Source organism: Aromatoleum anaerobium, assembly GCF_012910705.2.
GTDB classification, from domain to species: Bacteria; Pseudomonadota; Gammaproteobacteria; order Burkholderiales; family Rhodocyclaceae; genus Aromatoleum; species Aromatoleum anaerobium.
In genome coordinates, this window is the sequence record NZ_WTVG02000037.1 from 260,562 (window position 1) to 274,592 (window position 14,031).

Consider the following 14,031-nt stretch of genomic DNA (forward strand, 5'->3'; position numbering starts at 1 on the left):
CTCGGACTCGGCGGTCGGTCGGCAAGGGGAAGGTGACATGGGACAGGATTTCTCCCGATTCAGGGTGCTGGACATGACCGGCGAACTCGGGCCGTACGCGGCCAAGATGTTCGCCGGGCTCGGTGCCGACGTGATCCACGTGGAGTCGCCCGCGGGCGACCCGCTGCGCCGCGTCGGCCCCTGGTTCGGCGACCGGCGCGACGCTCAGGCGAGCCTGCAGTACCTCTACTACAACGCCGGCAAGCGCGGCGTCGCCGTCGATCTCGAGCACGAGGCGGGACGCACCGCGTTCCGCAGGCTGTGCGACGGCGCCGATCTGCTGATCGAGAGCTGCCGTCCCGGCTATCTGGACGGACTCGGCCTGCCCTACGAGGTCCTGAGCCGGGACAACGCGGGCCTCGTGCAGACCTCGATCACGCCGTTCGGGCGCACCGGCCCGATGGCCGCGTATCCGGGTTCGGATCTCACCTGTTCGGCGTTGAGCGGTTTCCTCTATCTGGCGGGGGTCAACGGCGACAAGCCGGTGCGCGCGCCGGACAACCAGGCGTACCGGATGGCCGAGGCGTACGCTGCGGTCGGCAGCGCGATCGCGCTTTTCAGCGCGCAGCGCAGCGGTCGCGGCCAGGTGGTCGATGTGGCCTGCATCGAAGCGCAGGCGATGGCGCTCGAGAACGCGGCGCAGTTCTGGGACCTGGAGGGCAAGATCCGGCGCGGGCGCGGCCGCGAGGCAGGCAGTGCGACGCTGCATCCGTGCGCCGACGGGTTCATCGCGCTGGTCGCGATCATGGGGCGCAACAAGCCGATGTGGACGCCGTTCGTGCGCTGGATGGAGGCCGAAGGCGTCGAGGAGTGGCAAGTCCTCGACGACGACAAGTGGATCGACTACGCCTACCGGACTTCGGAGGAGGGTTACGCGACCTTCTGTCGCGTCTTCGAGCGCTACACGCGCACCCGCAGCAAGGCCTATCTGTACGAGATCGGGCAGCGCTTCAATGTCGCGGTGACGCCCGTCAGCGACGGCTGCGATCTGCTCGCGAACCCTCAGCTCAAGTACCGGGGTTTCTGGCAGACGAAGTTCAACGACACCCTCGGGGCCGACATCACCTATCCCGGCGCGCCGTACGAGTTCGGCGAATTGCAGTGGCGGCTCGGGCGCAATGCGCCGCGGCTCGGCGAGCACACGCGGGACATCCTCGCCGAGTGCGGCTATTCGACGGCAGAAATCGACAATCTGGTGCGGAAGGGGGCGGTATATGCCGAACAGCGTTGAACGTGCCTTGGAGGGCATTGTCGTGTGCGATTTCTCGTGGGTCGGCGCCGGCCCGATCGCGACGAGCGTGCTGGCGCAGTGCGGTGCGGACGTGATCAGGATCGAGAGCGTCAAGCGCCCGGACACGCTGCGCCGGGGCGAGCCGTTCAAGGACGGCATCGGCACCGGGTTGGACCGCAGCGGCTACTTCGCGGCGCGCAACGCGAACAAGCGCGACATCGCGCTCGACATGAACCATCCGCAGGCACGCGAAGTTGCGGTCCGGCTGATCGCGAAGAGCGACATCGTCATCAACAACTTCCGCGTCGGCCAGATGGAGAAGTGGAAGCTCGGCTGGGACGAGGTGCAGAAGATCAACCCGCGCGCGATCTACGTGACGATGAGCATGCAGGGCACCGACGGACCGCACAGCCGCTACATGGGCTACGGCGTGAACCTCAACGCGCTGTGCGGCCTGACCGCGCGCGCGGGCTTTCCCGGCGCGCCGCCGTTCGGCACCGGCACGAACTACACCGACCACGTGATGGTGCCGACGCACACGCTGTTCGGAATCATGGCGGCGCTGCTCGAGCGCGAGGTGACCGGACGCGGCCAGACGGTCAGCCTGTCACAGCTCGAGTCGGCGATCTCGATGACGCCGAGTGCGCCGATGGCGTTCGCCGCCAATGGCGAGGTGCTCGGCCCGCAAGGCTACGGCGATGCGGAGGCCGTGCCGCATGGCGTGTATACGACGCTTGGTTACCGCAAGTGGATCGCGATCGCGGTGTTCGACGACACGCAATGGGCCGCGCTGCGCCGCGTGATGGGCAATCCGCCGTGGGCCGAGGACGAGCGCTTCGCCACCGCGGAAATGCGCCGCCGGCAGGCCGATGAACTTGACGAGCGCATCGAGTGCTGGACCGCGACGCAGTACGGTGACTGGTTGATGGCCGAGCTGCTGCGCGCGGGCGTGCCGGCGGGCGAGGTGCGCGACGCGCGCGAGGCGATCGAGGACGAGCATCTGCGCCGGCGCGGCTTCTGGGCCTACCTCGACCACCCCGAAGTCGGCGTCACGCTCTACAACCGCGCGCCGATCGTGTTTTCGCGCACGCCGCTCGAGATGAAGACCGCCGCGCCGTCGATCGGGCAGCACACCCGCGAGGTGCTCGGCGGGATGCTGGGGTATTCGCATGACGAAATCGAGAATCTGGTCAGTCACGAAGTCCTGGTGTGAGGGACCCTGGCCAGTGTTGTGGGCGGGCGCCGATGAAGCCAGACGGGCGGCCGCGAGTCCAGCCAAAAGGAGGATGAATCATGCATGAGCAAGACCTGCGGCAAACCGGAGCCACCGCTTCCGTTCCAGTCGGCCTGTCGCAATACACGTGTCCCGAGTGCGGCATGTCCGTGGGCGCGGACGAATACCACCCGTATGCGGCCTGCCTGATGGTCAGCGGCTGCCACGACGGCGCGACGATCCGCGAGGCGCTGATGGCCGTTTTCGAAGACGGCGTGCGGGCGGCCGCGGCGAAGTGTCGCTGCGGCGGCGGCGAGGCGCTGGCGGACAAGATCGAGTCGTTGATGCGCTCGGACGCTGATTGAAGGCCGGAATTGGCGCAGCGGGCCCGATAAACACAGGACAAGAGACGAAAAATGGATTTTTCCCTATCCGAAGAACAGATGATGCTCAAGGAGGTGGCCTTGCGGTTCACCACCAACGAGCTGATGCCGCTGGAAAAGGTCTTGCTGGAGCGGGAAATGCGGATGTGGACCGACGGGTACACGCTGCTGCCGGCCGCCGATCACGAGCGTCTGATGCATATCACCCGGGAGATGGGCTTCTGGGGCATCGAGGTCGACGAGAAGCTCGGCGGCCAGGGGCTCGGCATGTTCGCCAAGACCCTGGTCGTCGAGGAGATGTCGAAGTCGCTGGTCGGCTTCTCGCACCACGGCTTCACGCTGCCGCCCGACGCGCCCAACCTCTATTACCTCAACGAATGCGGCACCCCCGCGCAGCGCGAGAAATACGTGCGCCGCTACTGCCGGGGCGAAATCGACTCGGCGATGATGGCGACCGAGCCGGCTGCGGGCTCCGATATCAGCGGGCTCGCGACGACGGCGGTGCGCGAAAACGGCCAGTGGGTGATCAACGGGTCGAAGATCTTCATCAGCAAGTGCGACAAGGACGAGCTGTTCTTCATCTGCATCGCGGTGACCGACAAGGCGGCGGCGACCAAGCGGCGTTTCACCGCGTTCATCCTCGACAAGGACACGCCGGGGCTGCGCATCGGCGCCGAGATCCCGGTCATCGGCGCGATGCCGAGCTGGACGGTGTACCTCGACAACGTCCGCGTCGGCGACGACGCGGTACTGGGCGAGGTCGGCGACGCGTTCATCCCGCTGCAGAACCGCTTCGGCGTGCGGCGGATCGAACTCGCGGCGCATTGCACCGGCATGGCCGAGCGGCTGATCCAGATGATGATCGACCAGGCGAACCTGCGGAAGACCTTCGGTGAGCCGCTCGCCGACCGACAGACGGTGCAGAACTGGATCGCCGATTCGACCATCGAGCTCGAGCAGGTGCGGCTGCAGCTCTATTACACCGCGTGGAAGTCGGACCAGGGGCACAAGGATCTGCGCATCGAAGCGTCGTCGCTGAAGGTCGCCGCCACCGAAATGCTGACGCGCGTCGCCGACCGCGCGATCCAACTGCACGGCGGGCTGGGCCTGTCGCGCGAGTTGGGCGTCGAATACGTGGCGCGCATGGTCCGGATCTGGCGGATCGTCGAGGGCGCCTCCGAAATCCACCGCCTGTCGATCGCGAAGAAGCTGCTGACCGACGGCAGGCCCTACAGTCCGTTCGTCGTCGCCTGAACGGGCGCCGGACACGAAGAGCACAGGAGAATCGCATGCCGGTAATGCTGGAAGTATCGAACCACGTCGCGTACGTGACCCTGAATCGTCCCGAAGCAATGAACTCGCTGGATCCGGAATCGACCGCCGATCTGACCGAAATCTGGGCGCGCGTGCGCACCGATCCCGACATCCGCGTCGCCGTGCTGACCGGCGCCGGCGAGAAGGCGTTCTGCACCGGGACAGACATGAAGAAGGCGCCGACGCCGACCGAGTGCATGGCCGCGACCTATCTGCGCGACGGCCAGCCGATCCTGCCGCACATGAAGATGTGGAAGCCGATCATCGCCGCGATCAACGGCTACGCCGTGGGCGGCGGGCTCGAGATGGCGCTCGCATGCGACTTGCGGATCGCGTCGTCCAACGCGAAGTTCGGCCTCACCGAAGTCAAGGTCGCGAGCCTCGCCGGGCTCAACGGCACGCAGGCCTTGCCGCGCGCGGTGCCGCAGGCGGTGGCGATGAAGATGCTGCTGACCGGGGAGATGATCACGGCCGACGAGGCACTGCGCTACGGCCTGGTCAGCGACGTCGTCGAACCGTCCGGCCTCGCGGATCTGGCGAAATCGTACGCGGAGAAGATCGCCAGCGCGGCGCCCTTGAGCGTGCAGGCGACCAAGCAGGCGGCGATCCTGGGCAAGGACATGCCGCTCGAGCACGGCATCCTGTACTCGCACCTGCTGTGGGGCGTGCTGCGCGATACCGAGGACCGCAAGGAAGGCTTCAAGGCTTTCGGCGAGCGTCGCGCGCCGGAATTCCGCGGCGCCTGATGACCAGCCGGCGAGTCGCTGCCGGCCGCAAGCAATCCGCGCGGTGCGGCGCCGGACGGCACACGATCGTTCTATTGTCCCCCTCGGGGGGCGGAAACGGCAAAGCCGTTTCCTGGGGGCGCTCAGATCGGCTTGCCGCGTTCGATCCAGGCCTGCACCTCCCCGATGGTCAACCGGTACCGCGCGCAGTTGTGTGCGGTCAGTGTTTTGAGTTCCGTTTCCAGCGCCTCGACGAACGGCCCGATGTCCTCGGGGAGTAGCCCCAGGGCCGCGACCGCCTGCTGCAGAGGCAGGCCGTTTTTCACAACGCGCTGCACGGCTTCGCTCAAGTGTTCGCGGTGGCGAACCCTGAAGGGATCGGGCGATCCCATCGCTTCCAGGATCACTTTGTATTTGCGGATGGACCGCCGGTACGTCCACATGAAGAGTTCAGCTGCCAGCGTGACGTCAAGCAGTTCGTAGATGCCCAGCATCGCTTTCGCATAGTCCTGCTGATCGACATCGAGAAAGGCAAGCGGCGCGCAGTTATAGAGCATCAGCGGGATATTCGCCGCGAGCCTGCTGGTGCGTTTGTTGCCGTCTTCAAAGGGCTGCAGGTAAGCGAGGTTCACCCACAGAAAGAACGCGGCCTCCGCCGGACTCTTGATGAGCTGGGCCTTGGCAACGATCCGGGAGAGCATCTCGTCAAGAAGCTGGGGCACCTGTGAGGGGACATAAGTGGTGTCCGAGATATTGACCACTTTGGTCCGGATCGCGCCCAGCCCTGCGGCATCGGCCAGCAGGTCCTGCATCAGCAGCGCGTGCAGGTTGCGGATGACGATATCGCTGAGACCGTAGGTCGGCACCGCGTCGACCAGAAATTCGATGGCGCGCTTGTGGTTGAGCAGCATCACGCCTTCCGAATCCGTCGGTGGGTCACCGCTCTTGAACAGTTCTTCCGTCGCCAGCAGGCTATAGGTATTGCCCTCCAGCCGGGACGACGACCAGGACAGATCGATCAGGAGCTGTTCGAGGACTTTCCGGGCATAGGTCCCCGCCGGTTGCTGCCCCTGCATCCGGCCTTCCTGTGCCAAGGCGTCCGCGAGTTCGCGGGGCAGCAAGGCGGATTCGTTCGGAGCGTAATCATCGAGAAACCGGCGCTGGTAGGTCACGGGCGTCCGTGCCCCAAGCGGGCGGTTGAGAACTTCCAGCAATGACCGCGCTCTGTCGGACCAAGGGGGCGATACGGTCGCGGTTACAAAATCCGTGACGCGGAGCGTTTCTCTTACGTCGGTTTCGACCGGTGCCAGGAAATACCGGGTGGCCCGCGCTTTCCCGGTCCGGACAAGGGCATGGGCCTGAACGAGTTTGTCCAGAAGCCTCCCGACCGTGGCGTAGCTGGCGCCGACTCGTGCATGAATTTCGGACGACGAGGCACCCTGAGCGCCTTCCGCTTCAAGCGCCTTGACCGCTTCAAGAATGGCGTCCGGCTGTAGTTTCTGCATCATTGAGAAGATCCCCTTGATCTCCTCAAAAAATGAGGAGATAAGGCTAATTTACTCATTTATGAGCAGGAAGACGATGAAATTGAGGAGATTTTTTGATCCGGAACGATCCCGTTTCGGCGCTATCGCGTCCAAGCGATCTCCCCGTCGATCAGCGTCATGACGACCTGCGCGCGCTCGAGGTCGTCGGCGGTCGCCCATTCTCCGGCACCGGCGATGACTACCAGATCGGCTCGCTTGCCGGCCTGGATCGTGCCTTTCGCGTCGTCCTCTCCGGCTGCATAGGCACCGCCGCAGGTGTAAAGGTGCAGGGCCTCGGCCACGGAAATGGCTTCCTCCGCCGCGACGCGACCGCCTGCGTCGTCCCGGCGGGTGACTGCGGTTTGCAGCCCGTTGAGCGGGGCGCAGGAAACCAGCGGCGCGTCGGAGCCGAACGCCAGCGGAATGCCGTGACGAAGAAACGAACGGAACGGAAAAAGCTGGTGCTGCTGATCGGCCGGCACGCTCTCACGGTAGGCAGGGCCGGCCAGTTGAAGCAGCGCGGGCTGCGCGACGACCACTGCGCCGCTGGACGCCAGGCGGTCCATCCATTCGGGCGGGCATACCGGACAGTGCTCGAAACGCGGACGGCAACACGACTGGAAACAGCTTTCGCGCAAGAACGCGAGGGTGTTCAGCGAGCGCTGCAGCAGGCCGAGGTCCGGGACGTGAAACGCCAGCTGGAAGCCGGCCAGGTGCGCGGCGAGCGCGGTGTCGTCGAGCAGCTCTTGCGGCGGGTCTGGATTATCGGTGCTCTCGTCAAGCGCGATCTTCGCCGCGCCGATGCGCAGTGCGTCGGGCTCGCAGTCGGCGTGGGGGCTTCCCGAACGCAGTCCCTGTTCCGCAAAGGCGGCCACGGCATCGGCGCCGACGCACAGCGACACGCGCGGGGCGAGCAGGCCGCGCCGCTTGTAGTCCGCCATCGCCTGCCAGTGCGTCGGCGTGTTCGACCAGCTCGTGTCCTGCAGCGAGGTGATGCCGGATTCGAGGAAGATGCGGTTCGCCGCGCGCAGGCCGGCGTCGATCTCGTCGCGCGCGAGCGGCGGGATCGCCGCGGCGATCTGCGCGTGGTTGCCGCAGACGACGCCGTTCACCCGCCCGCTCACGGGATCGCGCAGCACCGCGCCGGCATCCGACGGCCCCGTCGCCTCGTCGATGCCGCACAGCGCCAGCGCCCGGCTGTTGAGGACGCAATGCTGCCCCGCGCGCTCGACGAGGATCGCCGGATGCGCAGGCGAGGCGCGGTCCAGCTCCCAGCGGTTCGGCGGGCGCTGTTCGGCGAGCGTCGCCGGATCGTAATTCGCGGCTCGCAGCCAGTTGCGGGGCCGCATATCGACGGCACGGGCGCGAAGGACGTCGATGAGCTCGGGGATGCTGCCGACGCGTGCCGGCGAGCAATCGACGTAGCGCGTCGTCATCGCGAACGCGACCGGATGGCAGTGGGCATCGTTGAAGCCCGCGACCACCGTCGCGCCCTGGCAGTCGACGACGCGCGTGTGCGGTCCCGCCAGCGCCGCGCGCGCGCTGCGGTCACCGACGTGAAGGATGCGGCCGTCCCTGATCGCGATCAGCTCGGCGCGGCGCGCGTTCTGTGCGCGCTCCGGCGTGAAGGCGACGAGATTGCACAGGATCAGGTCGGCGTTCATCGCGCCTCGCCGGCGAGGGCCTCTTGCCGGCGTTTCGTCATCAGGTAGTACTTCAGCGCTTCGCGCAGGCCGGCGCGAAATGGCGTGTGCTCGAAGCCGAACAGGCGGTCGATCTTCGCGCCGCTGTAGAGGAGGTGCTCGTCGAGCGGGAAGGGGAGCGGAACCTTGCGACGGGTGATCTCCTCGACCGGCAGAGGCAGCGTTTCGACGGCCTTGCCGACGATCTCGCCGAGCGTTTCGATGATGCGCGCGTGGGTCACCGCTTCGCCCGAGGCGAGATTGAAGGTTTCGCCAAAGACGCGCGGATCGCCGATGCACCGCCACAAGAGGTGCGCCATGTCGACGACCCAGATGAAGTTGAACGACGAGCGAGCGGGCTCGGGGATCACGACGGGCTCGCGATTGCGCAGGCGGTCGAAGAAATACATCTCGCGCGGCGCGTAGTTGTAATAGCCGTAGATGATCGCCGGTCGCAGCACCGTGAGCGCGATCCCCAGCCGCTCGCATTCGCGCCGCGCGGCGCGCTCGGCGAGGCACTTGTCGTAGCCGTAATCGGCGTAGTCGCCCAGTTCCGGCTGCGGGCCGTCGAGCAGGGGGGCGTTCTCGTCGACCGGCCCGCCGGCGGACTGTTGGTAGACGGTCGTGGTGCTGATCAGCAGATACTGGCGGACCGTGCCGCGCAGATTGCGCAGCAGGGTTTCGACGTGAGCCGGAGTGTAGGCGCAGAAATCGACGACGGCGTCCCATGCCCCGTCCGGAACGCCCTCGCGCACCCGGTCGGGGTGCTCCCGGTTGCCGACGTGCTCGGTCACGCGCTCCATGCGCAAGGGCAGGTTGCCGCGGTTGAAGACGTGAAGCTCGGCGTCCGGCGCCTTCAGCGCTTCCTCGACGAAGACGCGGCCGGCGAAATAGCTGCCGCCAATGATCAATATCCGTTTCGCCATGAGGATCTCTCCCGTTGCCGCCCTAGCCGATCAGGACGCTCAGGCGGCGTAATGATGGATCGTGTATGCGCTCATGGATGAGCGGACCGTGATCGACAAGAAACGGGCTGTCCGAGTCGGTCAGCTCTTCGCCGCGAAGCTCGGCGATCACGGCCTCACACAGCGTGTCGATGCACGCGTGCTTCAGGTTCGGGTCGGTCGACGACACCAGCGCCGTGACCTGCGAATGAACGATGCAGCCCAGCCGCGGCAGCGCGAGCAGGCCGCGGTGCAGCCATTTGTAATACGGCGCGTAGCGGCGGTTCAGCAGATAGACGAGCGACATCAGATCGCTGCAGAACTTGGTTTCCGCATATTGCGCCGCGAAAAGCTCGCCGCGCGCGAGTGCGCGCGCGAAGTTGTACTGGCCCGATTGGCCGATCGACATGCAGCGGGCGGCGATCTTCGCGAGCCTGACGTCTTCCGGATAGAACGCGAGCAGTTCACGTCGGCGCCGCGAGAACTCGTCGAGCGGGTCGTGAAAGATCCGTCCGGAGGTGCACGCAGCGAGATTCTTTTCCGGGATGCGCAGCCAGTCGAAGAGCGTCTGCGGGCCGTCCGGATGGCCGAGATACTGCTTGTACCAGGCGCCGATCTCGAGCACGCCGACGCGTCCGCCGCCCCACTCGGTGGTCGAGCGCTCGAAGCCCGCGAACGACTTCGGCAGTCGGTCATAGGCCTGCTGCAGCGACGCGCCGATCGCGGCGTAATCCGTATTGGTCAGCCACAGACAGAAGCCCGGACCCCAGTCGTGGTCGCGCGACTGTTCGTCGTCGAAGCCGAGGCAGTCGGAACCGTCACCGGCGAGCCCGACCGCGACGCGTTCGCGCCAAGGCGCGAACTCGCCCCCGAGCAATTCGTCGCCGTAGCGCTCGAAGTAACGTTCGGCGAGCGTCAGGCCGTTCACGGCGCGGTCGCGTAGTCGATGACGCCGACCGTTTCGCTGCCGGTAAAGGCCTGCCGCACGATCAGCGCGTTGAGGCGCCGGCCGACCTCGGCGTCGACGTATTTTTCGCCGCACTGCCCGCACAGGCCGGCGGGAACCTTCTTGATGACGTACAGCCGGCCTTCGAGACGGTAGTCGAAATTGCCGACGGTCACCTGCTTGATGGCGCCGCCGCAGAAGAAACACTGGGTGATCGAATCGGACATCGTCGGTTCTCCGGAGGAACGATGCAGGGCAGTGCGCCAGAGCGGCGGTGCCGGCACGTAGGCGTGGGTGACGACGAGCCAGTCGTCGGCGCGCGGGGCGGCGACCGCATGAACCGGCTTGCCGTCGTGGAGGGCGCACAGCAGGTAGGCGGTCTCGCGCTCCGCGTGCCGGTGCTCCTCGATGATGCGGCCGCCGCGCAGCGCCGCTTCGATCTGCGCGACCTCGATCCGTCCCGCCATCAGCGAGCGGATCACGTGTTCGGACAGGACGTAGCGCGAGGCTTCGGCGCGCGCGGCGATCCATGCGGCGTCCGGGCCGGATTCGGAATGCGTCATGACAGGGCCTCGTCCCGCAGGCGATGCGCGGCGAGCCCGCGCTCGGCGACGAACAGCGCGATCGCGAGCAGCGCGGACAGGGTCGCCAGCGGCTGGAGCGTGCCGTCGTAGGTTGCGCCGAGCAGCGTCGCGACCGAAAAGGCGCAGAGCATCGTCAGCGACCCCAGCAGGGCCGCCGCGGCACCGGCCTTTTCGGGGAAGGGCGCCACGGCGCCGCTCTGCGCGCACGGGCTGTTGATGCCATGCGCGAGCGTGACGAGAAAGTGCGCGACGACGACCGTGGCCCAGTGCTGCAGGTCCAGCGCGAGCCCTGCGGCGAACGTCGTGCCCGCCGCGAGCCCGAGCGTGCTGCCGACACGAAGCGTGCGCGACAGCCCGTAGTGCCGCAGCAGGCGCCGGCACGCCTGCGTGCCGAAGAGATAGCCGAGCACGCCCAGTGCGAAGCAGTAGCCGAAGTAGCGCGTCGGCACGTGCAGCACGTCGATCAGCGCGAACGAGGCGCCGGATATGTAGACGAACACCATGCCGAAGGAGAGGCTGCCCGGCAACGCGTAAGCCCAGAACGCCGGGCTGCGCAGCAGCGCGCCGTAGTTACCGAGCAGCGTGGCCGGCCGCATCGCCGCGGGGTTGCGGCGCGGAACCGTCTCGGCGAAGCGCAGCACCGACGCGAGCCCGAGCGCCGCGCCGCCGAGCGTCAGCAGCGCGAAGTTGGCGCGCCAGCCGAAGGATGCCTGCAGCTGCGCACCGACGACGGGAGCGAGCAGCAGCGCCACCGCGAGGATGCTCGTCGAGCGGGCGATCACGTGCGCGCCTTCGCCGACCGGGTAGGTGTCGCGGACGACGGCGCGGGCGATCACCGCGACCGTGCAACTGCCGGCAGCCTGCATGAAGCGGGCGACGAGCAGCGCGTCGATGCGCGTCGCGAGCGTGCAGGCGAGACTCGCCGCGGCATAGACCAGCACGCCGGCGAGAAGAATCGGACGCCGGCCGAAGCGGTCCGACAACGGTCCGCTGACGAGCTGCGACACCGCGACGCCGAGCGCGAACATCGACAGCGTCTGCTGCACGAGCGCCGGCGACGCATGGAAATACGACCCCAGTTCCGGCAGCGACGCCAGATACAGGTCCGTCGACAACGGCTGCAGCATCCAGAAGCCGGTGATCAGCCACAGCAGATGCGCAGTACGGCCTGGCAGCGGGCCTGCGGCAGGGCACCCGACGGCTGCGGCCGGCGCCCGGGGGGGCGCGGCGTGGCGACTCGCGTTGGTCATTGCGCTACCCGCCGCGGAGCCCGGGTCCCCGACACGCATATGCCGCCGGTCAACGCGTTCAATACTCATGCTCAGGGGCTCGCGGGCGTCGCCTGGGTCCAAGCGAACACGGATACAGGCTATTGATCGATGCCAGTGAAGATTTCATTCTCTTCGGCAAAAATTCTCTTGAACTTTGCGCGCGCATCTGCACGTACGCGTTCGGCATGCTCATGGTCCAGCCCGCGTCCCTGAATCCACTTTTCCAGATTGACTCCGCCCGGCAGCCATTTCTCCAGCGTCTCCCGTTCATACATCCATGCCTTGTCCTTGACGCCAAGCGCGGCTAGGATTTCCCATACCTCGTCCTTGGTTTCATCGTGACAATAGACACACATGACACAGCGGTTGAGCTGGAATTCGGTGATCAGCTTGCGGTCGTATTTGACGGCGGGAATCTTCCTTTCCTCGACATAGGGGTCCAGCTTCCTCGCCAGCTCCTCGACTTCCTCGCGCAGGCCGAACACGAGCCATTTTCCCCAATGTTCGAGATATTGCTTGTTGGTCAGCGGCTCGCCGCGCAGGGTGATGTAGTTGTAACGGTACTCGACGTGATCCAGGGGAACGACGAAGATGAAGTGCGACTCCGGCCGGTCGACGATCATGGGGAGCCTCCCTTTCAGCCTCCGGCAATCGCCGGAATCACGTTGATGACATCGCCTGGGTTCAGTCTGGTCTTCATGCCATCGAGGTGTACGGCATTGCGGCCATTAATGAAGAATACGAACTGGGGCGAGATGCCTCCGTTGTCGTTCGTCAGCGCTGCAGCGAAGCCGGGATTGCGCTGGTCGATCAAACCGATCAAGGTGGCGACCGTGGCATTCGCCGGTGTATCGATGGCGAGTTCGCTTTGTTTGATGCCCAGTACGCCGAGCAGATTCAGCCTCACGTCGATCTTCATGCCGTCTCTCCCGATTTCAATACGCTCTCGGCGTGATCCAGGGCAATTGCACCGTTTTGTCATAACCCGAGGCGCTCATATGGCCAGCCCGAGTAACTCTTCGCGAAAGTCATCCTCCATGCAGGCGAGCAGTCGCTTGGACTTGATGCTGGCCTTGCGGGTGGTGTTGTGGCGCAGCAGGTTCAGTACGATGTGGCGCAGCACCACGAAGTTGTTGGCCGCATAGCCTCGGCGCACACGGGACTGATCATCGTTGAACTGCACATCGAGCGACCAGTGAAGCTGATTTTCGACCGCCCAATGGCTGCGCACGGCCTGCGCAATTCTGGCGGCATCTGCGGGCAGGGAACTGATGTAGTAATGGCGCTCGACGCTGGTCTTGCCGTCGACGGTGCGTTCGCGCTCGACGAGCGCAAACGATTGCAGCCCGGCCCACTGCTCGGACTTGTACAACTGGCTGACCGCATCATAGGCCCAGCAGCGGCGCACCTCCACACGGCCGTGGCCCTTGGTTTGTTCTTCGAAATGCGAAGCCGGCGCGATCTTTTCCGCCACGCCGGCCAGGGTGAGCAGAATCGAGTCGGTCAGCGTGGGGTGGTTGTCTTTGACGCACAACACGTAGTCTGCGCCACGACTACGGATGGTGCGGGCAATCGCTGCCTGGGTGCCCATCGCATCGATCGTGACGATGGTGCCTTCGAGCGCCAGCATGGCGAGCAACTCGGGAATCGCTGTTATCTCGTTGCTCTTCTGATCGGTGGCGCGCTGCCCCAGCACCAGACCCATCCCGGCGGCAAAGGCGCTGACCATGTGCAACGGCCCCGACGTATCCTTGCCGCCACTGCGCCGACTGGTCTTGCCATCGATGGCCACCACGCTGTCCGGCGCCAGCGCCGGCACCAGCACGCCCACCCAGCGCAGAAAGGCCGCCTCGAAGGCCGCGGGATCGATCATCGCGAGCACCCGGCAGAACGTGTCATGCGAGGGCACGCCCGCCTTGAGCTTCAGGAACTTGCGCAGCCAGGCCAGGTTGGACTTGCCCCACAGCGCCACATCCACGAAATCGTTCGCCCCGCACAGCACCGCGCACACCGCCACCGTCAGCAACTCGGACAGATCGTGCCTGGCCTGCCGCTTGCTGCGCGGGTCGGGTACCGACACGAACACTTCGCTCACGGGCATCAACTGGCCTGTCTTCATGGGAGTCCCAAAAAGACAGTAAGCTACACAAAATATGACGTTGTGAACAGGGGC

At 65.9% G+C, this 14,031-nt stretch carries 14 protein-coding genes; 5 read left to right on the plus strand and 9 right to left on the minus strand.

The window, feature by feature from the left end; genetic code table 11:
* The first annotated feature begins 37 nt into the window (after nt 1–37).
* The 5 genes from GO606_RS07215 to GO606_RS07235 all read left to right on the plus strand — a co-directional run bounded on the left by GO606_RS07215 (nt 38) and on the right by GO606_RS07235 (nt 4,926).
* Nucleotides 38–1,270 (plus strand): CaiB/BaiF CoA transferase family protein, encoded by a 1,233-nt coding sequence (locus GO606_RS07215; RefSeq protein WP_169118015.1) that lies wholly within the window; start codon nt 38–40, stop codon nt 1,268–1,270.
* Entirely contained in the window at nt 1,254–2,483 is a 1,230-nt protein-coding gene (locus GO606_RS07220) for a CaiB/BaiF CoA transferase family protein (protein ID WP_169118016.1), read from the plus strand. Before GO606_RS07215 ends, GO606_RS07220 begins: the two co-directional genes overlap by 17 nt.
* A gap of 80 nt (nt 2,484–2,563) precedes the next feature.
* Nucleotides 2,564–2,848, plus strand: coding sequence for a hypothetical protein (locus tag GO606_RS07225; RefSeq protein ID WP_169118017.1), 285 nt, complete (start codon nt 2,564–2,566; stop codon nt 2,846–2,848).
* Between the two features lie 51 nt (nt 2,849–2,899).
* On the plus strand, nt 2,900–4,120 hold the full coding sequence (locus tag GO606_RS07230; protein WP_169118018.1) for an acyl-CoA dehydrogenase family protein: 1,221 nt from the start codon (nt 2,900–2,902) through the stop codon (nt 4,118–4,120).
* 35 nt (nt 4,121–4,155) lie between these two features.
* On the plus strand, nt 4,156–4,926 hold the full coding sequence (locus GO606_RS07235; RefSeq protein ID WP_169118019.1) for an enoyl-CoA hydratase/isomerase family protein: 771 nt from the start codon (nt 4,156–4,158) through the stop codon (nt 4,924–4,926).
* 122 nt (nt 4,927–5,048) lie between these two features.
* On the opposite strand, the gene GO606_RS07240 is transcribed toward GO606_RS07235, so the two are convergent.
* The 9 genes from GO606_RS07240 to GO606_RS07280 form a co-directional block, all read right to left on the minus strand.
* Nucleotides 5,049–6,413: a Fic family protein gene (locus GO606_RS07240; RefSeq protein WP_169118020.1), complete on the minus strand. Its 1,365-nt coding sequence runs from the start codon at nt 6,411–6,413 to the stop codon at nt 5,049–5,051.
* A gap of 119 nt (nt 6,414–6,532) precedes the next feature.
* Complete coding sequence (locus tag GO606_RS07245) at nt 6,533–8,095, minus strand: amidohydrolase (RefSeq protein WP_169118021.1); 1,563 nt, start codon at nt 8,093–8,095, stop codon at nt 6,533–6,535.
* Nucleotides 8,092–9,039, minus strand: a complete 948-nt coding sequence (locus tag GO606_RS07250; RefSeq protein ID WP_169118022.1) for an SDR family oxidoreductase — start codon at nt 9,037–9,039, stop codon at nt 8,092–8,094. Before GO606_RS07250 ends, GO606_RS07245 begins: the two co-directional genes overlap by 4 nt.
* Nucleotides 9,040–9,061: 22 nt before the next feature.
* Nucleotides 9,062–9,985, minus strand: a complete 924-nt coding sequence (locus GO606_RS07255; protein ID WP_169118023.1) for a DUF4037 domain-containing protein — start codon at nt 9,983–9,985, stop codon at nt 9,062–9,064.
* On the minus strand, nt 9,982–10,566 hold the full coding sequence (locus GO606_RS07260; RefSeq protein ID WP_169118024.1) for a DUF4258 domain-containing protein: 585 nt from the start codon (nt 10,564–10,566) through the stop codon (nt 9,982–9,984). The genes GO606_RS07255 and GO606_RS07260 overlap by 4 nt, the downstream gene beginning before the upstream one ends.
* Nucleotides 10,563–11,837, minus strand: coding sequence for a multidrug effflux MFS transporter (locus tag GO606_RS07265; RefSeq protein WP_169118025.1), 1,275 nt, complete (start codon nt 11,835–11,837; stop codon nt 10,563–10,565). The genes GO606_RS07260 and GO606_RS07265 overlap by 4 nt, the downstream gene beginning before the upstream one ends.
* 119 nt (nt 11,838–11,956) lie before the next feature.
* Nucleotides 11,957–12,481, minus strand: coding sequence for a hypothetical protein (locus GO606_RS07270; protein WP_169118026.1), 525 nt, complete (start codon nt 12,479–12,481; stop codon nt 11,957–11,959).
* 14 nt (nt 12,482–12,495) lie between these two features.
* Complete coding sequence (locus GO606_RS07275; RefSeq protein WP_169118027.1) at nt 12,496–12,777, minus strand: MoaD/ThiS family protein; 282 nt, start codon at nt 12,775–12,777, stop codon at nt 12,496–12,498.
* A gap of 75 nt (nt 12,778–12,852) precedes the next feature.
* On the minus strand, nt 12,853–13,977 hold the full coding sequence (locus GO606_RS07280; RefSeq protein ID WP_169120938.1) for an ISAs1-like element ISAzo3 family transposase: 1,125 nt from the start codon (nt 13,975–13,977) through the stop codon (nt 12,853–12,855).
* Nucleotides 13,978–14,031 lie beyond the last annotated feature (54 nt).